General features: G+C 68.1%; 21 protein-coding genes. 12 read left to right on the top strand and 9 right to left on the bottom strand.

The window, feature by feature from the left end; all coding sequences use genetic code 11:
* The first annotated feature begins 342 nt into the window (after positions 1 to 342).
* From ffh to ACI2KI_RS16155, 4 genes are all read left to right on the top strand, one after another.
* Positions 343 to 1,887: a signal recognition particle protein gene (ffh, locus tag ACI2KI_RS16170; RefSeq protein WP_404621706.1), complete on the top strand. Its 1,545-nt coding sequence runs from the start codon at positions 343 to 345 to the stop codon at positions 1,885 to 1,887.
* Between the two features lie 27 nt (positions 1,888 to 1,914).
* Positions 1,915 to 2,436 carry a 30S ribosomal protein S16 gene (gene rpsP, locus ACI2KI_RS16165; protein ID WP_404621704.1) on the top strand — a complete coding sequence of 174 codons (522 nt, stop codon included), beginning with the start codon at positions 1,915 to 1,917 and terminating at the stop codon, positions 2,434 to 2,436.
* 138 nt (positions 2,437 to 2,574) lie between these two features.
* Positions 2,575 to 3,099 carry a ribosome maturation factor RimM gene (gene rimM, locus ACI2KI_RS16160; protein WP_404621702.1) on the top strand — a complete coding sequence of 175 codons (525 nt, stop codon included), beginning with the start codon at positions 2,575 to 2,577 and terminating at the stop codon, positions 3,097 to 3,099.
* 84 nt (positions 3,100 to 3,183) lie between these two features.
* Positions 3,184 to 3,903, top strand: a complete 720-nt coding sequence (locus tag ACI2KI_RS16155; protein ID WP_404621700.1) for a glutathione S-transferase N-terminal domain-containing protein — start codon at positions 3,184 to 3,186, stop codon at positions 3,901 to 3,903.
* 44 nt (positions 3,904 to 3,947) lie between these two features.
* On the opposite strand, the gene ACI2KI_RS16150 is transcribed toward ACI2KI_RS16155, so the two are convergent.
* The 3 genes from ACI2KI_RS16150 to ACI2KI_RS16140 form a co-directional block, all read right to left on the bottom strand.
* Positions 3,948 to 4,121 (bottom strand): DUF1508 domain-containing protein, encoded by a 174-nt coding sequence (locus ACI2KI_RS16150; RefSeq protein ID WP_114817138.1) that lies wholly within the window; start codon positions 4,119 to 4,121, stop codon positions 3,948 to 3,950.
* An 89-nt stretch (positions 4,122 to 4,210) separates the two neighbouring features.
* Complete coding sequence (locus tag ACI2KI_RS16145) at positions 4,211 to 5,383, bottom strand: benzoate/H(+) symporter BenE family transporter (protein WP_404621698.1); 1,173 nt, start codon at positions 5,381 to 5,383, stop codon at positions 4,211 to 4,213.
* Between the two features lie 91 nt (positions 5,384 to 5,474).
* Entirely contained in the window at positions 5,475 to 6,272 is a 798-nt protein-coding gene (locus ACI2KI_RS16140; protein ID WP_404621754.1) for an enoyl-ACP reductase, read from the bottom strand.
* Positions 6,273 to 6,405: 133 nt separating this feature from the next.
* Here ACI2KI_RS16140 and ACI2KI_RS16135 point away from each other — a divergent pair, with 133 nt between their 5' ends.
* Positions 6,406 to 6,744, top strand: a complete 339-nt coding sequence (locus ACI2KI_RS16135) for a DUF2794 domain-containing protein (protein ID WP_313102981.1) — start codon at positions 6,406 to 6,408, stop codon at positions 6,742 to 6,744.
* Between the two features lie 198 nt (positions 6,745 to 6,942).
* Here ACI2KI_RS16135 and ACI2KI_RS16130 read toward each other — a convergent pair whose 3' ends face one another.
* Positions 6,943 to 7,692 carry a Bax inhibitor-1/YccA family protein gene (locus ACI2KI_RS16130; RefSeq protein ID WP_404621696.1) on the bottom strand — a complete coding sequence of 250 codons (750 nt, stop codon included), beginning with the start codon at positions 7,690 to 7,692 and terminating at the stop codon, positions 6,943 to 6,945.
* A 125-nt stretch (positions 7,693 to 7,817) separates the two neighbouring features.
* Between ACI2KI_RS16130 and thpR the strand changes: the two genes are divergently transcribed.
* From thpR to mmcB, 4 genes are all read left to right on the top strand, one after another.
* Entirely contained in the window at positions 7,818 to 8,357 is a 540-nt protein-coding gene (gene thpR / locus ACI2KI_RS16125) for an RNA 2',3'-cyclic phosphodiesterase (RefSeq protein ID WP_404621694.1), read from the top strand.
* Entirely contained in the window at positions 8,354 to 8,917 is a 564-nt protein-coding gene (locus ACI2KI_RS16120; protein WP_404621692.1) for a GNAT family N-acetyltransferase, read from the top strand. Before thpR ends, ACI2KI_RS16120 begins: the two co-directional genes overlap by 4 nt.
* A gap of 66 nt (positions 8,918 to 8,983) precedes the next feature.
* Positions 8,984 to 9,526: a lipocalin family protein gene (locus tag ACI2KI_RS16115; RefSeq protein WP_404621690.1), complete on the top strand. Its 543-nt coding sequence runs from the start codon at positions 8,984 to 8,986 to the stop codon at positions 9,524 to 9,526.
* Between the two features lie 44 nt (positions 9,527 to 9,570).
* A complete protein-coding gene (gene mmcB / locus ACI2KI_RS16110; protein ID WP_404621688.1) occupies positions 9,571 to 10,017 on the top strand; it encodes a DNA repair putative endonuclease MmcB in 447 nt (148 codons plus the stop codon).
* A gap of 167 nt (positions 10,018 to 10,184) precedes the next feature.
* On the opposite strand, the gene ACI2KI_RS16105 is transcribed toward mmcB, so the two are convergent.
* Both ACI2KI_RS16105 and ACI2KI_RS16100 read right to left on the bottom strand, forming a co-directional pair.
* Positions 10,185 to 10,739, bottom strand: coding sequence for an ActR/PrrA/RegA family redox response regulator transcription factor (locus ACI2KI_RS16105; protein ID WP_292084660.1), 555 nt, complete (start codon positions 10,737 to 10,739; stop codon positions 10,185 to 10,187).
* Positions 10,740 to 10,808: 69 nt separating this feature from the next.
* Positions 10,809 to 12,335 (bottom strand): ActS/PrrB/RegB family redox-sensitive histidine kinase, encoded by a 1,527-nt coding sequence (locus ACI2KI_RS16100; RefSeq protein WP_404621685.1) that lies wholly within the window; start codon positions 12,333 to 12,335, stop codon positions 10,809 to 10,811.
* Positions 12,336 to 12,391: 56 nt separating this feature from the next.
* Between ACI2KI_RS16100 and ACI2KI_RS16095 the strand changes: the two genes are divergently transcribed.
* The 3 genes from ACI2KI_RS16095 to ACI2KI_RS16085 all read left to right on the top strand — a co-directional run bounded on the left by ACI2KI_RS16095 (position 12,392) and on the right by ACI2KI_RS16085 (position 15,082).
* Entirely contained in the window at positions 12,392 to 13,012 is a 621-nt protein-coding gene (locus ACI2KI_RS16095; RefSeq protein ID WP_404621683.1) for an SCO family protein, read from the top strand.
* Positions 13,013 to 13,122: 110 nt separating this feature from the next.
* Positions 13,123 to 14,403 carry a polyhydroxyalkanoate depolymerase gene (locus ACI2KI_RS16090; protein ID WP_404621681.1) on the top strand — a complete coding sequence of 427 codons (1,281 nt, stop codon included), beginning with the start codon at positions 13,123 to 13,125 and terminating at the stop codon, positions 14,401 to 14,403.
* Positions 14,369 to 15,082 carry a M48 family metallopeptidase gene (locus ACI2KI_RS16085; RefSeq protein ID WP_404621679.1) on the top strand — a complete coding sequence of 238 codons (714 nt, stop codon included), beginning with the start codon at positions 14,369 to 14,371 and terminating at the stop codon, positions 15,080 to 15,082. Before ACI2KI_RS16090 ends, ACI2KI_RS16085 begins: the two co-directional genes overlap by 35 nt.
* A 163-nt stretch (positions 15,083 to 15,245) precedes the next feature.
* On the opposite strand, the gene ACI2KI_RS16080 is transcribed toward ACI2KI_RS16085, so the two are convergent.
* The 3 genes from ACI2KI_RS16080 to ACI2KI_RS16070 all read right to left on the bottom strand — a co-directional run bounded on the left by ACI2KI_RS16080 (position 15,246) and on the right by ACI2KI_RS16070 (position 18,978).
* The gene (locus ACI2KI_RS16080) at positions 15,246 to 17,324 is read right to left on the bottom strand and encodes a PBP1A family penicillin-binding protein (protein WP_404621677.1); all 2,079 of its coding nucleotides are present in this window, start codon (positions 17,322 to 17,324) and stop codon (positions 15,246 to 15,248) included.
* Positions 17,325 to 17,410: 86 nt separating this feature from the next.
* Complete coding sequence (locus tag ACI2KI_RS16075) at positions 17,411 to 18,031, bottom strand: methyltransferase domain-containing protein (RefSeq protein ID WP_404621675.1); 621 nt, start codon at positions 18,029 to 18,031, stop codon at positions 17,411 to 17,413.
* Complete coding sequence (locus ACI2KI_RS16070; RefSeq protein WP_404621673.1) at positions 18,028 to 18,978, bottom strand: alpha/beta fold hydrolase; 951 nt, start codon at positions 18,976 to 18,978, stop codon at positions 18,028 to 18,030. The genes ACI2KI_RS16075 and ACI2KI_RS16070 overlap by 4 nt, the downstream gene beginning before the upstream one ends.
* Positions 18,979 to 19,019: the final 41 nt, after the last annotated feature.

The raw sequence follows: 19,019 nt of genomic DNA, 5'->3' as shown, positions 1-19,019 counted from the left end.
GGAACCGTATCAATGGAATCCGAGGGGGCCAGCCCTATGGTCAACGCTGAAACCCTTTGTGTGGTTGTAGGGGGCCTCAACCGGGAGTCGACATTTGCTTGTGAATGCTCCATAAGCCGCCGCTTCCGGCGCAATTGAACCTGCGCCTCCTCCGGTACGACAGCTTTCTTGGTCGTGCTACCGCGCTGAGCGCTGCTTGAGCACAGCCCAATCGGGCTCAAGTAGGCCGACCGGCCGATAGCCCCAAAAAAGAACGAGCCCGGCGAGGACCCTCTGCCGACGTGATCGTCGCCAGAGGCCGTTTCTCTATGGAGGTCAGGGTTCGCGCATGAAAGGTTTTGAATGTTCGAGGCTCTGAACGAGCGGCTGACAGGCGTCTTCGACCGGATCACCGGCCGCGGCGCCCTGTCCGAAAAGGATGTCGAGGAAGCGCTGCGCGAAGTCCGCGTCGCCCTGCTCGAGGCCGACGTCGCCCTGCCGGTGGTCAAGGACTTCATCAGCCGCGCCAAGGAACAGGCGACCGGCGAAGAGGTCATCCGTTCGGTCAAGCCGGCCGATCAGGTGGTCAAGATCGTCTATGACGGTCTGGTCGAGATGCTGGGCGGCGAAGAGCCGGTTCCGCTGAACACCAACGCCACGCCGCCCGCCGTGATCCTGATGGCCGGCCTGCAGGGCTCGGGCAAGACCACGACCTCGGCCAAGCTGGCGCTGCGCCTGACCAAGTTCGACCGCAAGAAGGTCATGATGGCCTCGCTGGACACGCGTCGTCCGGCGGCCATGGAGCAGCTGGCGACCCTGGGTCAGCAGATCGAGGTCGCGACCCTGCCTATCGTGGCGGGCCAGTCGGCGGTCGAGATCGCCAAGCGCGCCCTGCAATCCGCCAAGCTGCAGGGCTTCGACGTCCTGATCCTCGACACCGCCGGCCGCATCACGCTGGACGAGGCCCTGATGGCCGAGGTGGCCGAGGTCGCCCGCGTCGCCAATCCGGTCGAGACCCTGCTGGTCGCCGACAGCCTGACGGGTCAGGACGCGGTGCGCACGGCCGCCGCCTTCCACGAGCGTCTGCCGCTGACCGGCCTGGTGCTGACCCGCGCCGACGGCGACGGCCGCGGCGGCGCCATGCTGTCGATGCGCGCCGTCACCGGCCTGCCGATCAAGTATCTGGGCGCCGGTGAAAAGGTCGACGCCCTCGACGTCTTCGACGCTCGCCGCGTCGCCGGTCGCATCCTGGGTCAGGGCGACATCGTCGCCCTGGTCGAAAAGGCCGCGGGCGAGCTGGATCAGGCCAAGGCCGAGAAGATGGCCCGCAAGCTGGCCAAGGGCCAGTTTGATCTGGACGATCTGGCCGGCCAGCTGGGCCAGATGAAGAAGATGGGCGGGCTGCAGGGCATCATGGGCATGCTGCCCGGCGTGGCCAAGCTGAAGGCCCAGATGGCCGACAGCAACGTCAACGACAAGATGATCGACCGCCAGCTGGCCATCATTTCCTCGATGACCAAGGCCGAGCGCAAGAAGCCCGACCTGCTGAACGCCAGCCGCAAGAAGCGCGTCGCCGCCGGTTCGGGCGTCGAGGTCCAGGACATCAATCGCCTGCTGAAACAGCACCGGCAGATGGCCGACATGGTCAAGTCCCTGTCCAAGGGCGGCGGCAAGAACCTGCAGAAGATGGCCGCCATGATGGGCGGTCTCGGCGGAGGCGGCGGCATGCCCGGCCTTCCCGGAATGGGCGGTCCCGACATGGCCCGCCTCAAGGCCCTGGGCGGCGGCAAGATGGCCGAACCCAGCGCCGACGACATGAAAGCCATTCAGGACCGGCTTGCCGGACTGGGCGGCGGACAACTTCCGGGAGGCCTTCCGGGCCTGCCGGGCTTCCCGAAAAAGAACTGATTTCGATTTTCTAGAAAGAGACTGAAAATGCTGAAGATTCGTCTGGCCCGCGGCGGCGCCAAGAAGCGCCCCTACTACTACATCGTCGTGGCTGACTCGCACGCTCCGCGCGACGGCAAGTTCATCGAGCGCGTCGGCAGCTACAACCCGATGCTGCCCAAGGACAGCGCCACCCCGCGCGTCGTCCTGAAGGCCGACCGCATCTCGGAATGGCTGGCCAAGGGCGCTCAGCCGACCGACCGCGTCGCCCGCTTCATCAGCCAGTCGCAAGACGAAGCCCTGGTCGGCAAGGTCGCCTGGACCCAGTCGAACAACCCGAACAAGGGCACGCCGGGCAAGAAGGCCCAGGAACGCGCCGCCGAGCGCGCCCAGCGCGAAGCCGACCGTCTGGAAGCTGAAGCCGCCGCCAAGGTCGAGGCTGCCGAAGCCGCCGCCCGCGCCAAGGAAGAAGCCGCCGCTGCCGCCGAAGCCGCCAAGAACGCTCCGGCTGCTGAAGAAGCCGCTGCTGAAGAAGCTCCGGCCGCCGAAGCGACCGAAGAACAGGCCTAAGCCTTTCGTGCGTCATCCCGGAACCGCCGCAAGGCGGTATCCGGGACCGCCAAGGGCGCTGCAGTTCCACATTGTCTCGCCTGCCGTGGCCCCGGATATCGCTTCGCGATTCCGGGGTGACGTTTATGAGGAGCTCCCATGTCTGACCCGAAACTGATCCTCGTCGCCCAGATCGGCGGCGCCTTCGGCGTGAAGGGCGAGGTGCGCATCACCGCCTTCACCGCCGATCCCATGGCCCTGCTGACCTATCAGCCCCTGCTCAAGGCGGACGGAACGCCCGCCCTGACCCTGCTGTCGGCGCGCCCCGACAAGGCCGGCGTGGTGGCCAAGGTCAAGGAGATCGCCACCAAGGAACAGGCCGACGCCATGCGCGGCCAGAAGCTGTTCGTGCCGCGCGACCGCCTGCCCGAGCCGGAAGAAGACGAGTTCTACCTGACCGATCTGGTGGGGCTGCAGGCCCGTGATCTGGACGACGCCGTCGTCGGCACGGTCAAGTCGGTGCAGAATTTCGGTGCCTCGGACATGCTGGAGATCAGCCCGAAGGAAGGCGGTCCGACCTGGTACCTGCCCTTCACCCGCGAGGCGGCGCCGGACCTGCGCATCTCTGAGGGATGGCTGCGCATCGTGCGCCCGACTGAGGTGGACGAGCGCGACGAGGCCTGATCGACCGCCACTGATGCGGTGGCTATTGCGGCAGGCGGTCAGGCTTCCAACATGGGAGGCTCAACCTTGCTTCCGGAGCGCCTGATGGCCGACCTGTCCGCCTTTCCGATCACCCGTCAGTACCCGCCGGCTCATCCTGACCGGCTGCAGCTCTATTCCCTGCCGACGCCCAATGGCGTGAAGGTCTCCATCCTGCTCGAGGAGCTGGGTCTGGCCTACGAGCCGCATCTGGTGGACATCGGCAAGAACGAGACCTGGACGCCCGACTATCTGTCGCTGAACCCCAACGGCAAGATCCCGGCCATCATTGATCCGGACGGTCCGGGCGGCAAACCGCTGGCCCTCTTCGAGTCCGGGGCCATCCTGGTCTATCTGGCCGAAAAGACTGGGCGCTTCCTGCCCGCTGATCCGGCGGCGCGCTACGAGACCCTGCAGTGGGTCTTCTTCCAGATGGCCTCGATCGGCCCGATGTTCGGCCAGGTCGGCTTCTTCCACAAGTTCGCCGGGCGCGAGTTCGAGGACAAGCGTCCGCGCGACCGCTACGTCGCCGAGTCGCGACGTCTGCTGGGGGTGCTGGAGGGGCGGCTGGCCAATGAAGGGGGAGAACCACAGGACTGGATCATGGGCGACGACTACACCATCGCCGACATCGCCATCCTGGGCTGGGTGCGCAACCTGATCGGCTTCTATGAGGCGGGCGATCTGGTCGGTTTCGCCGACTTCCCGCGCGTCGCCGCCTGGCTGGAGCGGGGACTGGCGCGACCGGCGGTGCAGCGGGGTCTGAACATCCCGGCGCGGCCGTAGGAGAGATAGCGGGGGCGGGCGGAAGCGCCGCGCCCCCGCGAAACTCAGACTTCTTCGGTCGGGGCGTCGCCGACGTGCTTCTTGATCGACTCGATGGCGCGCTTGGCGCCCGACTTGTCCGAGTAGCCTTCGGTCGAGAAGATGATCTCGGAGTTGTACTTGAACCGGACGCGGAACTCGCCCGCCTTGTCCTGATAGACTTCGAACTTGTGCGCCATGATCGCCTCGCTCAGACGGCCGCCAGTCGGCCGGGCGTCAGGCTGTCACAGTCCCGCTGGGGACGGAAGGGCGTGAATGTAAAACCAGTTCAGGGTCGGGGGCGGATCCAGCGTCGCGCCGCCAGCGCCAGGAAGCCGACCGCCAGGCCCCAGAAGGCCGAGCCGACGCCGAACAGGGCCACGCCCGACGCCGTGGCGGCGAAGGTCAGCACCGCCGCCTCGCGGTCCTCGACGACGCTCATCATGCCGCCCAGCGACCCCGTCAGCGGCGCGATCAGGGCCAGGCCGGTGATCACCGCCAGCGCCCCGGTCGGCATGGCGATGAACAGGCCCGCCAGCGGCGCGGCGAACAGGGCGACCCCCAGATAGATCAGGCCGTAGAGGACGCCGACCGTCCAGCGTCGGTCGGCGTCGGGCTGGGCCTCGGGGCCGGTGCATATGGCGGCGGTGATCGCGGCCAGATTGACGCCGTGGGTGCCGAAGGGGGCCAGGATGGTGCTGGTCAGCCCGCCCCAGAAGATCAGCTTGCCCGCAGGCGGGGCATAACCGGCGGCCCGCAGCACCACCAGACCGGGCAGGTTCTGCGAGGCCAGCGTCACCAGATAGAGCGGCAGGGCCAGGCTGATCGCCGCCTTCCAGTCGAAGGCGGGCATGACCGGCGACAGCTGGCCGAACAGGCCGGTCCCGGCGGGCAGGCCGACCTGACCGCGCAGGGCCAGGACCGCAAAGGCCGCGACCAGAACCGCCGGCAGGGCCCAGGCGGCGGCGACGCGGCGCATGATCAGGAAGACCGCCAGCAGGCCCGCCGCCAGCCCCATGTCGCTCCGGAAGACCAGAAACAGCTTCAGGCAGAAGGGCAGCAGCACCCCGGCCAGCATCGCCGAGGCTATGGCGGCGGGAATGCGCTCGGCCAGCCGCCCCAGAGCCGGGACCAGGCCGGTCAGCACCATCAGCAGGCCGGCGATGACGAAGGCCCCGACGGCGGTCGACCACCCCAGCCCCAACGTCGAGGCCGCCAGCAGGGCTGCGCCCGGCGTCGACCAGGCCAGGACGACGGGCATCTTCAGCCGCCAGCTGAGCACCGCGCCCGGCAGGCCGATGCCGAGGCAGAGCGCGGTGACCATGGAGATGATCTGGGCGGGCGAGGCGCCCAGCGTCTGACCCGCCTGAACGATCAGGGCGACCGTGCCGCCGAAACCGATGACGGTGGCCACGGCGGCGGCGGAGAAGCTGGCGGGGGGCGGCAGGCGCGACGAACTCATGCGGCGAAGCTAGGCCGGGCGGCGGCGCCCGGGAAGCAAAAAGGGCCGCCGGTTTCCCGACGGCCCTTTCATATCCAGAACCCGGAGGGGATCAGCCCTCGACGTCGTCCGGCAGGCCGACGGCGTGGAAGCCAGCGTCGACGTGGACGACTTCGCCCGTGGTCGAGCGGCCCAGGTCCGAACACAGCCACAGGGCGGCGCCGGCGACGCCTTCCATCGAGGTCTCTTCCTTGATCAGCGAGAACTGGGCCGACTTGGAGTGCAGGCCGCGCCCGCCCGAGATGCCGGCCAGCGACAGGGTGCGCATGGCGCCCGCCGAGATGGCGTTGACGCGGATGTTCTTCGGACCCAGGTCGCGGGCGATGTAGCGGGTCGCGGCTTCCAGGGCGGCCTTGGCCACGCCCATGGTGTTGTAGTTGGGGATGACCCGTTCCGAACCGAGGTAGGTCAGGGTGATCATCGAGCCGCCGTTGGGCATCAGCTTGGCCGAACGCTTGGCCACGTCGACGAAGCTGAAGGCCGAGATGTTCATGGCCAGCAGGAAGCTGTCGCGCGTGGTGTTGTCGACGAAGGAGCCTTTCAGCTCGTCCTTGTTGGCGAAGGCCACCGAGTGGACGACGAAGTCGATCGTGCCGAATTCCTTCTCCAGCTCCTCGAAGGCCTTGTCCATCGAGGCGTCGTCGGTGACGTCGGCCTGGATCAGCAGCTTGGCGCCGACGCTTTCGGCCAGGGGGCGCACGCGGCGCTCAAGGCCTTCGCCCAGGTAGGTGAAGGCCAGCTCGGCGCCCTGGGCGGCCAGCTGAGAGGCGATGCCCCAGGCGATGGAACTGGAGTTCGCGACCCCCATGATCAGGCCCTTCTTGCCCTTCATCAGGTCGCCGGTGGGCATATCCCAGCCTTCGCTCGTCGCCATGGGTTCGTCTCCGTATCTGAACTTGATCCGCCTTTTGGACGCGTGGCGGGCGGGTGACAAGTCGCGGCGCCGCTGGCGTTCGGCGCGCAGCCCCTTAAGTTGAGAAACGATGAGCCTTGATCCGCACAGTTCAGACGCCTCTCAGCCCGGTCCGGTCTTCTTTGATCGACAGGAACTGGGACTGGTGCTGCGGGTCTATGGTCGCATGGTCGCCGCCGGGGAATGGCGCGACTACGCCATGATCGGCCATAAGGAGGTGGCCGAGTTCGCCGTCTTCCGCCGCTCGGGCGACGCGCCGCTCTACCGGATCGAGAAACGCCCGGCCCTGCGCCTGAAACAGGGCCAGTGGGCCGTGATCGGCGAGGGCGGCCATGTGCTCAAGCGCGGCCGGGACCTGGCCCAGGTGCTGCGCGTGTTCGACAGCCGCAAGTTTACGGTGGTGGAATAGCCACCCACCGCTCATCCCCGCGGAGGCGGGGACCCAGTGCTTTGGCTTCAAGACACTTCGATCAACGGATGAACGCTCCGCCCGGCGCTCTTACTGGGTCCCCGCCTCCGCGCGGATGAGCGGATAGGGTGTCGTTGTTCAAAGAAAAGGCCCCGGCGTTTCCCCCGGGGCCCTGCCAAGCTCAGTCGTTTCCGAATTCTATTCCCGGCTGCCGCCCATGAAGGCCAGCAGGAACTGGAACAGGTTGATGAAGTTGATGAACAGGCTCAGGGCGCCGAAGCCCGTGGCCACGCCCATGGCTTCCTGATTACCGCCGAGCGCATAGTAGGTCATCTTCAGGCGCTGTGTGTCATAGGCGATCAGACCCGAGAAGATCAGCACGCCGAGGCCCGAGATGATCAGGTACATCGTGCCCGACTGCATGAAGATGTTGACGATGGAGGCGATGACCAGGCCGATCACGCCCATGATCAGGAAGCTGCCCATGGCGGTCAGGTCCTTCTTGGTCGTGTAGCCGACCAGGCTGAGACCGCCGAAGGCCGCCGCCGTGACGAAGAAGGTCGAGGCCAGCGAACCGCCGGTGTAGCGCAGGAACAGAACGCCCAGACCGGCGCCGATGGTCGAAACCACGGCCCAGTAGAGCATGTTCACGCCCTTGGCCGTCGGGTTCTTCATGAAGAACATGGAGCCGAACAGCATGACCACAGGCGAGAACTGGATGACCATGCCCAGCATAGTCAGGCCGATACGGCCGTCCGCTGCCTGGGTGTAGAGCAGTTGCTGCACCGGGGGGTAGTTGCCGGTGACGAAAGCCAAGGCGCCGGCGACCACCAGACCGATGGCCAGCTTGTTGTAGACGCCGAGCATGAAGGCGCGCAGACCGGCGTCGACGGACATGTCCGCCGACTGCGGAAGCGGGCGCGCATAGCCGTTGTTGAAGTCGCTCATCGCGAAAGAAGTCTCCTGAGTGGACGGCAAATGCCGACCTTGACGGGAAATATCGGGACGGACGGCCCGCCTTGCAAGGAAAACCCGTCTTCCGAACGGTCGTTCCGCCCGCTACCAAGGGTCGCATGCTGCGTCTGTTCACCGCCATCGCCATTCCCGAAGACGTCGCCGAGACCTTGCAGCGACGACAATCCGGCCTGCCTGGGGCGCGCTGGCGACCGCTGGACGCCCTGCACGTGACCCTGGCCTTCTATGGCGACGCCTCCGAGCGCACCGCTGATGATCTGGCCTCGGAACTGAGCCGGGCCGAAGGCGGCGGGGCCTTCGAGATCACCCTGAACGGGGTCGGGGCCTTCGGCGACGCTCACCGCACCCATACCCTGTGGGCGGGGCTGGAGCGGTCGGAGCCGCTGAATGTTCTGGCCGGACGCTGTCGCTCGGCGGGCGAGCGGGCGGGCGTGCCGCCCGAGAAGCGCGAATACCGGCCGCATGTGACGCTGGCCTATCTGAAGCCGCAGACGAACCCGGACCGCATCGGAGCCTGGATCGCCGGACACAACCTGCTGCATTCGCCGCCGATCCGGGTGGACCGCTTCGGCCTCTATTCCAGCGTCCTGACCGGCGACGGCAGCGTCTATACCTTGGAACGGGAGTATCTGCTGTGATCGAGCGTCCGACTTCCCCGCTCGGCCCGACGCTGGAGACGGAACGCCTGTTCCTGCGCCCGCCGACGCTGGAGGACTTCCCGCGCTGGGCCGACTTCATGAGCGACCCGGAGACGACCCGCTTCATCGGCGGGGTGCAGTCCAAACACGAGGTCTGGCGCGGAATGGCCTCGGTCGCTGGCATGTGGGCCCTGCAGGGCGAGGGCATGTTCTCGCTGATCGAGAAAGAAACCGGGCAGTGGATGGGCCGGATCGGGCCACTGCACCCTTACGACTGGCCGGGGCGCGAGGTGGGCTGGAGCCTGCACCGCGACGCCACGGGCAAGGGCTATGCGGTCGAGGCCGCCGCCGCCGCCATGGACTACGCCTTCGACGTCCTGGACTGGCCCGATGTCATCCACTGCATCGATCCGGACAACTTGGCGTCGGAGAAGGTGGCCCTGCGTCTCGGTTCGACCAATCGCGGCCCGGGCGTCATGCCGCCGCCGTTCCAGCATCACCCCGTCAACCTGTGGGGCCAGACGCGCGACGAATGGCGGACCAACCGCGCGCGTCTGTAGCCGCCGCGTCATCCGAAGCCCGGCGTCGAGCGTAAGGACCGCGTCGGGACTTTCGGAGGACGCCGTATGAGACACCGCACCCTTGGCCGCCTCGTCCTTATGGCTGGGACGCTCAGCCTTCTGGCTGGCCCCGCCCTGGCCCTATCCCTGGCCCAGGCCGAGGCGGTGGACCTGGACCGCTTCGACGGGCGCTGGTTCGAGATCGTGCGCAATCCCAATGATGTTCAAAAGGATTGCAGCCGCGCCCAGATCGATTTCACGCCCCAGAGCCGGGCCGGGCGCTACGGCATCGTCGTGACCTGCACCCGGCGCCCGGGCGGACAGATCGAGACTTTGCACGCCAACGCCCGCGTCACCGACGCTTCCACCAGGGCCAAGTTCCGCTTCACCCTGACCGGCCTGCTCAGCTTCGGCGGTCTGGCGGGGCAGAACTATTGGGTCTGGGACCACGCGCCAGACTACAGCTGGGCGATCATGGGTTTGCCGAACAAGTCGAACTGGTGGATCTGGCACCGCAGCCAGAGCCCGTCGGAGGCGACCCGGACCCGGTTGATCGCGCGGGCGCGGGAACTGGGCTTTCGCGGGGAGCCGGTTCACACCGGCCGCTGACGGCGCCGCTTGCGGTGGGAACATAGGCGGAACATAAAGGCTGCATGGCCGCCTCCGCCCTGCATCTCGAACTGGTCTTCAGCCGTCCCGAGACCACTCTCTCGGTGACGCGGGGGGCGGCGCGGCTGATGCGCGACCTGGGCTATGCGCCCCTGCTGGAGGTCTGTCTGCCCAATGGCCGGCGCGCCGACGTCATGGCTCTGGGGCCGAAGGGCGACGTGGTCATCTGCGAGGTGAAGTCGGGGATCGACGATTATCGCGTGGACCGCAAGTGGCAGGAGTACGGTCCCTTCTGCGACGCCTTCTACTTCGCCGTGGCGCCTGAGTTTCCGCAGGGCGTTCTGCCGGACGAGCCGGGCCTGATCGTCGCCGACGGCTTCGGCGGGGCCGTGGTGCGCGAGGCGCCGGCGACGCCCCTGGCCCCGGCGCGGCGCAAGGCGCTGACCCTGGCCTTTGCGCGACTGGGGGCGTTGAGGACGATGCGGGCGTGATGCCCTTCTCCCCTTGTGGGAGAAGGTGGCCCGCCAGGGCCGGATGAGGGGTGTCGGCGCGACATTAAAACTTGAGGTGCCGACGAGGGCGCTTTCAGGCCGAGGCGCTTACACCCCTCATCCGTCAGGCTTCGCCTGCCACCTTCTCCCACAAGGGGAGAAGGGAGTTAGCGCGGCGCTCTTTTCGCCAGGATGCGCTGCAGGGTGCGGCGGTGCATGCCCAGGCGGCGGGCGGTTTCCGAGACATTGTGGTCGCACAGCTCATAGACGCGCTGGATATGCTCCCAGCGCACCCGGTCGGCGCTCATGGGGTTTTCCGGCGGCTCGGGGGCTTCGCCGACCGAGAGCAGGGCCTTGACCACGTCGTCGGCGTCGGCGGGTTTCTGCATGTAGTCGACGGCGCCGGCCTTGACCGCCGCGACCGCCGTGGCGATGGCGCCGTAACCGGTCAGCATGACGATGCGCGCGTCCTCGCGGCGTTCGCGAATGGCCTCGACCACCTTCAGGCCGTTGCCGTCCTCCAGCCGCATGTCCAGCACGGCGAAGGCGGGGACGGAGACGCGCAGGGCGTCGCCGGCCTCGGCCACGGAACCGGCCAGGGTCACGGTGAAGCCGCGCGCTTCCAGCGCCCGGCCCATGCGCGTGCGCAGGGCTGCGTCGTCGTCCAGCAGCAGCAGGGTCTTGTCGGCGAGGGTGGCGATACGCGCTTCGAGTTCGGACATTTAGTTCTCCTGACGCTCAGGTCGTGCGTCCGCGCGGCATGGTCAAGGTTTTAGCTCCCGACTGCGACATCAGGTGCCACCCGCCGCGCGTGGTTCGAGGGCGGGATCTGTGACTTCAAGCGCCTGGCGCGGCCAGCGGACGGTGACGCGCGCGCCCTTGGGTTGGCCCTTTTCGCCGCCGCCGGATCCGACTGAAACCTTGCCCCCGCTGCGCTCCAGCAGAGTGCGGGCGATGAAGAAGCCCAGCCCCATGCCGCCCTGGCTGGGCGCAATGGGGGCGGTGATGGGCGGGGGGGCTGCGGTGGGGCGGCCCGCCTTGCGCGGGCGGGCCGAGGCGGCGGCGATCTGGGCCGCGAGGGCGCGGCGCGCCTTGGCCTGGGGCCGGCTGGTGACATAGGGCTCGCCCAGTCGCGGCAGGATTTCCGAAGCGAAGCCGGGCCCGTCGTCGACGATGTCGATCTCGATCCAGCCGGCGTCGACTATGGCCGTCACGCGCACCCGACTGTGGGCGAAGTCGGCGGCGTTCTCGATCAGGGTCGACAGGCCATGAACGACCTCGGGCAGACGATGGACCCGCGGCAGGGGCTGGCCCGGCGGGGCCTTCACCGCCGTCTGGAAATCCAGATCAAAGCCGCGGTGCGGCTCGACCACCTCCTCCAGCAGGGCCTTCAGGTCGACGTCGGCATAGAGGGGGTCGCCGTCCTCGGGCTGGGCCGACAGCTGTTTCAGGATGTCGCGGCAGCGTTCGGCCTGTTGCAGCATCAGGGCGGCGTCCTCGGCGGTCGGGCTGTCGGGCGGGGAGGCGCGCAACAGCTCCTTGGCCACGACCTGGATCGTCGCCAGGGGCGTGCCCAGTTCATGGGCGGCGGCGGCGGCCAGACCGCCCAGGGCCGCCAGCCTCTGTTCGCGTTGCAGCACGTCCTGGGTGGTGGCCAGGGCCAGTTCCAGCTTCTCGGCGTCGGCGGCCACCTTCCAGGCGTAGCCCGAGGTGAACAGGACCCCGGTGGCCAGGGCCAGGCCCATGCCGAACCGATAGAGGGGCGGCAGGACCAGATGCTCGTGCAGGCGCCAGGGCAGGGGCAGGGACCAGGAGAAGAGAACGGCCAGAGCAATCAGGGCCATGACGCCCAGCACCAGGGCCTGACGCGAGGGCAAGGAAGCCGCCGCGATGGTCACCGGCGCGACCAGCAGGAGGCAGAAGGGGTTGTCCAGCCCCCCGGTCAGGGCCAGGAGCGTGGCCAGCTGCAGGATGTCGAAGCCCAGCTGCGTCGCAGTCTGAAGGCCGTTGGGCAGGCTGCCGTCGATGCGCCGCGCCCGCGCCATGGTGGCCAGGTTCATGACCACCCCCGCGCCGATGGTCGCCAGACATTCCCACAAAGGCAGGGGGAAGTGCAGGGCGAAATAGGCGGTCAGGATGGCGCAGGTCTGGCCGAAGACCGCCAGCCAGCGCAACACGATCAGGGTGCGCAGCGACAGCCCGCGCCCGCGCCGGGGCCGCTCGCGCAGGGCCTCCATCGAGCCGGACGGAACAGCGGCCACCCCCGCTCCCACGCGTTGGGCGGCCTGCGACAGGGAGGGGGCTTCTGTGCTGCTCACGCCTCTTCTATAGACCGCGACGTCGGCGGCCGCATCCGCCGCTTGAGGAGAAGTCGATGCCGCGTCGTCCCGTCATTCTGTTCGCCGCCGCTTGTGCGGTCATCGCCCTGGCTCTGGGCCTGATCACCATGGTCGTGGTCAAGGGACGCGAGCAGTCGGCTCAGGTCGCCGAGACCGGCACCGGCCAGCCGATCGTCGGCGGTCCCTTCACCCTGACCAATCAGGACGGACAGGTGGTCGATCAGTCGATCCTGAAGGACAAGTGGACCCTGGTCTTCTTCGGCTTCACCTACTGTCCCGACTACTGCCCGACGACGCTGGGCGTCCTCAACGCCGTGCAGGAGCGGATGGGCGACAAGGCCAAGGACCTGCAGATCGTCTTCGTCAGCATCGATCCCGAGCGCGACACGCCCCAGTTGCTGAAGGACTATCTGTCGTCGGATGGCTTCCCCACCGGCGTCATCGGCCTGACCGGCACGCCGGAACAGACGGCCCAGGTCGCCAAGGAGTACCGCGCCTTCTACCAGAAGGTCGGCGAGGGCGAGGGCTATACGATGAACCACAGCCTGACCGTCTATCTGATGGGACCGGACGGCCAGTTCCGCAGCGCCGTGGCGCACGACCTGGGGCCGGACAAGACCGCCAAGCTGATCGAACGGGCGATGGAGCGGGGCTGATCAGCTTTCGCTGATCACCTTTCCCTGATTGGGGGCGGCGCGGGCTTCTTTGCGTCGGGAAAGCTTCTATGCTGCACTGCCGCATCGGCGGGGGCCGCAGTCGGGGTTTCATGCTCTACGCATTTCACGAGCTTGCCTATCATTCGGCGACGCCGTTCCGGATCGGGGCCCAGATGGCCCGCTCGTTCTGGACATCGCCCTTCAATCCGGCCTCGGACACGGCCATTGGCCGCACGGCCTATGCCTCGGCCGAGGTGTTCGAGAGCCTGACGCGGCGCTACGGCAAGCCCGCCTGGGGGCTGGAGATCCTCGACATAGACGGCCACGCCGTGCGCACGACCGAGCAGGTGGTCTGGTCCTCGCCCTGGTGCAGACTGGTGCGGTTCAAGCGCGACGCGGGCGATCTGAAGAAGGCGGGCAAGCCGTCCGATGCGCCCGCCGTCCTGATCGTGGCGCCCCTGTCGGGCCACTACGCCACCCTGCTGCGCGGCACGGTCGAGGGCTTCCTTCAGGATCACGACGTCTATGTCAGCGACTGGCAGAACGCCCGACAGGTGCCGGTGCTGGAAGGCCGCTTCGATTTTTACGACTACATCGACCACGTCCGGGCCATGCTGAGCGCCATCGGCCCGCGCGCCCACGTCGTCGGCGTCTGTCAGCCGGGACCGCCGGTGTTGGCGGCCTGCGCCGTCATGGCGGCCGAGAACGACCCGAACCGGCCCGCCTCCATGACCTTCATGGGCTCGCCCATCGACGCCCGTTTGTCGCCGACGGTGACCAATCAACTGGCCGAGGAAAAGCCCTTCACCTGGTTCCGGTCGAACATGATCCACACTGTGCCCTGGCCCTATCCGGGGTTCGGGCGCCGCGTCTATCCGGGCTTCGTCCAGCTCTACAGCTTCATGTCGATGAATGAGGACAAGCACGTCGACGCCCATCATCGCTACTTCGAGAGCCTGGTCGTCGGCGACGGCGACGGGGTCGAGAAGCACGAGCAGTTCTACGACGAGTATCTGTCGGTGCTGGATCTGACCGAGGAATTCTATCTCCAGACCATCGACATCGTCTTCCAGCAGCACCTGCTGGCGCGGGGGCTTTTGGAGCATCGCGGACAGACGGTCGATCTGACGGCGATCAGCGACATCGGCCTGGCCACGGTCGAGGGCGAGAAGGATGACATCTCCGGCGTGGGTCAGACCCAGGCCGCGCATGGTCTGACGGCCAATATACCCGACGATCGCCGCCTGCTCTACGTCCAGCCAGGCGTGGGCCATTACGGCGTCTTCAACGGCCGCCGCTTCCGCGACGAGATCTATCCGCGGGTGCGCGACTTCATCGCACAGAACGAGTCCCTAAGTGCAGTATCGGAACGGTCAGCGGCTGCCGCTTGAGGGCGGGGGCGCCCTTCGCCTCTCGGTGAACCCCCGGGCGCGACGGCTGTCGATCCGCATCGACGCCCGCGCCGGCGAAGCCGTGGCCGTGGCCCCGTCCGAACGGCGACTGGGCGAGGTGGTGGCCTTTGCGCGCACCAAGTCGGACTGGATCAAGGATCGGCTGGCCGCGCGGGTCGCGGGTGCGCCGCTGGAGCCCGGCGGCGAGGTGTCCTGGCTGGGGCGGACCGTGCGGCTGGAAGCGGTTGGCGGGGCCGGGGCGGCGCGTCTGGTCGAGACGCCGGACGGGCCGGTGATCCGCTCGGGCGGCGAGGGCGAGGCCTTCTCGCGTCGGGTCGAGAACTGGTTCAAGCGGGCGGCGCGCGATTTCCTACTGGCCCGCACCGAGGTTCATCTGAGGGCTCTGGGCCAGAAGCCGGTCAAGGTGTCGATCGTCGACACCCGCTCGCGCTGGGGCTCGTGCAGCCCGCACAATCGCTCGATCCGCTATTCCTGGCGGGTGATCATGGCCCCGCCCGAGGTGGCCGATTATCTGGCCGCGCACGAGGTGGCGCATCTGGTCCATGCCGACCACAGCCCCGCCTATTGGGCGGTGGTGCATCGCCTGGTCGGCGACCATCGCCCCTATCGCCAATGGCTGCGCGACCACGGCGCAGCCCTGCACGCCGTGGGGCGGTAGAGGCCTAGACTCCCGCTCATCCCGGCGAAGGCCGGGATCCAGATCAAATGACGAGACGGCAGGTCCTGCACGCGGGATTGCACTACTTCCGTAGACGGCGCGCCTTACAATCTGGGTCCCGGCCTTCACCGGGACGAGTGAGAAAGTATGCGTTCTTCCTCCCCTAGAAGAACACCGCCTCGGGCTTCTTCTCGCTGCGCGGGGCGTCCTTGGGCGACGGCTGCGGCGAGGTGGGGCGAACGACCGGCTGGTTGTTGGGCAGGGGCGTGGGGGCCGGGACGGGCTGGCCGTCGACGATGGCCGGGCCGGGTTCGCCCTCGACCGGCTGGGCGTAGGGATCCTCGACCTGGCCCATCATGTCGCCGACCGGATCGGGCGCGACCCAGCCTTCGGGCAGGGGTGGGCCGTTGGGGATGGGCTGGACCGCCAGCTTGGGCAGGGCGGCCTCCATGAAGCCGCGCCAGATGGCGGCGGGCGAGGAGCCGCCGGTCACGCCGCGCATGGCCTTGTTGTCGTCCTTGCCGACCCAGACGGCGGCGACGAAGCCGCCGGTGTAGCCGACGAACCAGGCGTCCTTGTAATCCGAGGTGGTGCCGGTCTTGCCCGCGATGTCACGCCCGCCGATGGCCGCCGAACGGCCGCTGCCCGAGGTGATCACGCCGCGCAGCATCTGGTTCATGTAGTAGAGCGGCGGGTTGTTGATGGTTTGACCGTTTTCGCCCGTGCCATGGCTGTAGATGACGCGGCCCGAAGGGGTGCGGATGCGGCTGATGCCATAGGCCTCGACCCGCTTGCCGCCGTTGGCGAAGGCGTCATAGGCCTGAGCCATCTCCAGCGGGCTGACCTCGACGGCGCCGAGCGCCATGGACGGCTGCAGGCCGATCTCGCTGGTGATGCCGAGGCGGCGCGCGGCGCGGGCCACGGCGTCGCGTCCGACCTGATCAGCGACATAGGCGGCGACCGTATTGGTCGACTGGGCCACGGCCTGGGCCAGGGTCATCTGGCCCGAGAAATTGCCCGAGTAGTTCTTGGGCGACCAGCCGCCGATGGTGACGGGCTGATCCACGACCGGCGTCGAGGGCGTGTAGCCGGCCTCGGTCGCCGCCAGATAGACGAAGGGCTTCCACGCCGAGCCGGCCTGGCGGCGGGCGTCGGTCGCGCGGTTGAACTGGCTGTCGGCGTAGGAGCCGCCGCCGATCATGGCGCGGACCCGGCCTTCGCCGTCCAGGGCGACCAGGGCCGCCTGTTCGACGCCCCGGCCCTTGTCGCGGTCGAGGATGCGGCGCACGGCGCGCTCGGCGTCGGTCTGCAGGGTCAGGTCGAGGGTGGTCTCGACCACCATGTCCTCGGTGGGTTCGCCGACCAGGCCGCGGATCTGCTTGTCCAGCCAGTCGATGAAATACTGGGCGTGCTGGCTGGCCAGGGTGCGCGAGACGCGGACCGGCTCGGCCACGGCGGCTTCGCGCTGGGCCGGGGTGATGGCGCCGACATCGACCATTTCGTTCAGCACGACGTTGGCGCGGGTGGCGGCGCGCTCGCTTTCGGAGACGGGCGAGTAGCGCGACGGGGCCTTCAGCAGGCCGGCCAGCAGGGCGGATTCGCCGACCGTCAGCTTGTCCGCGCTCTTGTCGAAATAGCGCTGCGAGGCCGCCTCGATGCCATAGGCGCCGGCGCCGAAATAGACGCGGTTCAGATAGAGGGCGAGGATCTCTTTCTTGGTGAACTTCATCTCCAGCCAGACGGCCAGCATCAGCTCCTGGACCTTGCGCTTCATGTTCTGATCGGGCGTCAGGAACAGATTCTTGGCCAGCTGCTGGGTGATGGTCGAGCCACCCTGGACCACGCGTCCGGCCTTGAGATTCAGCGCCATGGCGCGGCTCATGCCGATGGGGTCGAAGCCGGGGTGGTGGTAGAACCGGCGGTCCTCGATGGCCACGAAGGCGGCGGGGACATAGTCGGGCAGGGCGTCGAGATCGACCGGCGGGGCCATCTGGGTGCCGCGCACCGCGATCAGGGCGCCGGAGCGGTCCAGATAGGTGATCGAGGGCTGGCGCTCGACGTCATAAAGCGTCGAGGTGTCGGGCAGGTCGCGCGCGAAGACGGCGAAGAAGACGACCGCGAAGATCAGGCCCCAGACGGCCAGAACCGCGCCCCAGTAGAAGAGGTTGCCGAGGAAGGACCGACGCGGCTTCTTGCCGCCAGCCTGCTCGTTGCGGTCCGGTCCGCCGTCTTTACGCGCCATGAAAGTCCCTCTTGCAGCGACGCGACCCTAGCGGGTCACGCCGTCACAGAAAACGCCGTCTTTTCTAATCACAGGAGCGTGAGGACCTATTTCGCCGAAAGAATGGCGCGTCGGGCCATCCAGACGCCCTGATCGCCGCCCTCTACGACCGTCAGCCCGGCCGCTGTGAGCAGGGCGCGATAGGCTTCGGGGCTCAGGCTGCCGTGATAGAGGGGCTCGCCGCGCCATTCGCCGATCGCCTCGCCGTGGGCCGGACCGGCGGTGAACATCAGCCGGCCGCCTTCGGCCACGCGGGCGGCCAGGACGGGGAGGACGTGCGTCTGCGCCTCCGGCGTCAGGTGGAACAGGCTGTGCCAGGCCAGAACGCCGCGGAAGGCGCCGGTCGGCAGGTCCTGGCGCATGTCGCCGAGGCGCCAATCGCCGTCAGGCAGGGTTTCGCGGGCGTGGGCGATCAGGCCGGGCGAGGCGTCCAGACCGACGACCTTGAACCCGCGCGCCAGCAGGGCGGCGCCCAGGGGCCAGCCCGAGCCGCAGCCGACGTCCAACACCGGGGCGCCGGGCGGCCAGTCCTCGCAGAAGCGGTCTAGCCAGTAGACCTCGTCCCAGTCGCCCTCGTGCTGGCGCAGGGCGGCGCCCCGGTCGCGAATCCAGTCTGCGGCCCTGTCCTGATAGAGGCCGACGATCCGATCCGCGGCCGGGTGGCTCATCGCGCCAGGAAGGCGTCGAGGTCGCCGTAGAAGGCCGCCGGCTGGTCCAGCATGATGAAGTGGGCGCTGTCGTCGATGCGCTTCAGCTTGGCGCCCGGCAGGTTGGCGAACGACATCTGATAGATGGCGTCGGTGATGGCGTCGGTCATGCGCGGGTCGTTGAACTTCACGTAGAGGACTTCGGTCGGGGCGGTGATCTTGCCCAGTTCGGGGCGCAGGTCGGTGACGATCAGTTCACGGAAGGCGGCGGCCGAGACCTGCTGGTCGCTGTTTTCGGTGTCCTGCAGCGGGCCGGAACGGGCGGCCTCGGTCTTGATCATGGCGGTGACGGCGGCCTTGGCCTGGGTCAGGTACTGGTCGCGGGGCGCGGTCGACTGGGCGGTGAAGACCTGATCGGCGACGGGGACGACGCTCTCGGCCGTGGTCCCGGGCGGGCCGAACATGGCGCCCATGAAGGGGATCATGTCGACGACCATCAGCTTGCCGACCAGATCAGGATGCCGCGCCGCCAGCATCATGCCCATGGTCCCGCCCATGGAGTGGCCGACGACGGCGGGCTTTTGCAGACCCTGTTCGCGGATGTAGCGGGCGATCTCCTCGGCCACGGGGGCGGCGACAGGCCCGGTCGCATTGCCCTTGGCGGGGGCGCCGGCGAAGCCCTGAACATGGATGCGGTGGACGCGGTAGCGGTCCCCCAGATGATCGACCACGCCCTGCCAGATCTCGGGCGAGGACGACAGGCCGGGGATGAGGATCAGGTCAGGGGCGCCTTCGGGGCCGTCGACGCGGACGTGCAGGCGGTCCGAGGCGAAGGCGGCGTGGGCGTGGCCGTGAGCGGCGTGGCCCTCGGCATGGTTTGTGTGGCCGTCCTGGGCCAGGGCGGGCTGGGCGGCGACCAGCAGCAGGGCGGCGGCTCCGGAAGCAAGAATGGAGGCGGTGCGGATCATGGCGTCTTCTCCCCGAAGATTTTGACCCAGATTAATTCATC

Origin of the sequence: Brevundimonas sp. NPDC046655 (assembly GCF_044901625.1) — a bacterium.
Classification (GTDB): Bacteria; Pseudomonadota; Alphaproteobacteria; order Caulobacterales; family Caulobacteraceae; genus Brevundimonas.
The sequence above is the reverse complement of the archived record's forward strand: the minus strand, read 5'-3'. Positions and strand labels throughout refer to the sequence as shown.

Bases quoted from the DNA above. Each gene is read 5' to 3' on its own strand.
- ffh (WP_404621706.1), top strand. From the start codon at position 343: ATGTTCGAGGCTCTGAACGAGCGGCTGACAGGCGTCTTCGACCGGATC.
- rpsP (WP_404621704.1), top strand. From the start codon at position 1,915: ATGCTGAAGATTCGTCTGGCCCGCGGCGGCGCCAAGAAGCGCCCCTAC.
- rimM (WP_404621702.1), top strand. From the start codon at position 2,575: ATGTCTGACCCGAAACTGATCCTCGTCGCCCAGATCGGCGGCGCCTTC.
- ACI2KI_RS16155 (WP_404621700.1), top strand. From the start codon at position 3,184: ATGGCCGACCTGTCCGCCTTTCCGATCACCCGTCAGTACCCGCCGGCT.
- ACI2KI_RS16150 (WP_114817138.1), bottom strand. From the start codon at position 4,121: ATGGCGCACAAGTTCGAAGTCTATCAGGACAAGGCGGGCGAGTTCCGC.
- ACI2KI_RS16145 (WP_404621698.1), bottom strand. From the start codon at position 5,383: ATGAGTTCGTCGCGCCTGCCGCCCCCCGCCAGCTTCTCCGCCGCCGCC.
- ACI2KI_RS16140 (WP_404621754.1), bottom strand. From the start codon at position 6,272: ATGCCCACCGGCGACCTGATGAAGGGCAAGAAGGGCCTGATCATGGGG.
- ACI2KI_RS16135 (WP_313102981.1), top strand. From the start codon at position 6,406: ATGAGCCTTGATCCGCACAGTTCAGACGCCTCTCAGCCCGGTCCGGTC.
- ACI2KI_RS16130 (WP_404621696.1), bottom strand. From the start codon at position 7,692: ATGAGCGACTTCAACAACGGCTATGCGCGCCCGCTTCCGCAGTCGGCG.
- thpR (WP_404621694.1), top strand. From the start codon at position 7,818: ATGCTGCGTCTGTTCACCGCCATCGCCATTCCCGAAGACGTCGCCGAG.
- ACI2KI_RS16115 (WP_404621690.1), top strand. From the start codon at position 8,984: ATGAGACACCGCACCCTTGGCCGCCTCGTCCTTATGGCTGGGACGCTC.
- mmcB (WP_404621688.1), top strand. From the start codon at position 9,571: ATGGCCGCCTCCGCCCTGCATCTCGAACTGGTCTTCAGCCGTCCCGAG.
- ACI2KI_RS16105 (WP_292084660.1), bottom strand. From the start codon at position 10,739: ATGTCCGAACTCGAAGCGCGTATCGCCACCCTCGCCGACAAGACCCTG.
- ACI2KI_RS16095 (WP_404621683.1), top strand. From the start codon at position 12,392: ATGCCGCGTCGTCCCGTCATTCTGTTCGCCGCCGCTTGTGCGGTCATC.
- ACI2KI_RS16090 (WP_404621681.1), top strand. From the start codon at position 13,123: ATGCTCTACGCATTTCACGAGCTTGCCTATCATTCGGCGACGCCGTTC.
- ACI2KI_RS16080 (WP_404621677.1), bottom strand. From the start codon at position 17,324: ATGGCGCGTAAAGACGGCGGACCGGACCGCAACGAGCAGGCTGGCGGC.
- ACI2KI_RS16075 (WP_404621675.1), bottom strand. From the start codon at position 18,031: ATGAGCCACCCGGCCGCGGATCGGATCGTCGGCCTCTATCAGGACAGG.
- ACI2KI_RS16070 (WP_404621673.1), bottom strand. From the start codon at position 18,978: ATGATCCGCACCGCCTCCATTCTTGCTTCCGGAGCCGCCGCCCTGCTG.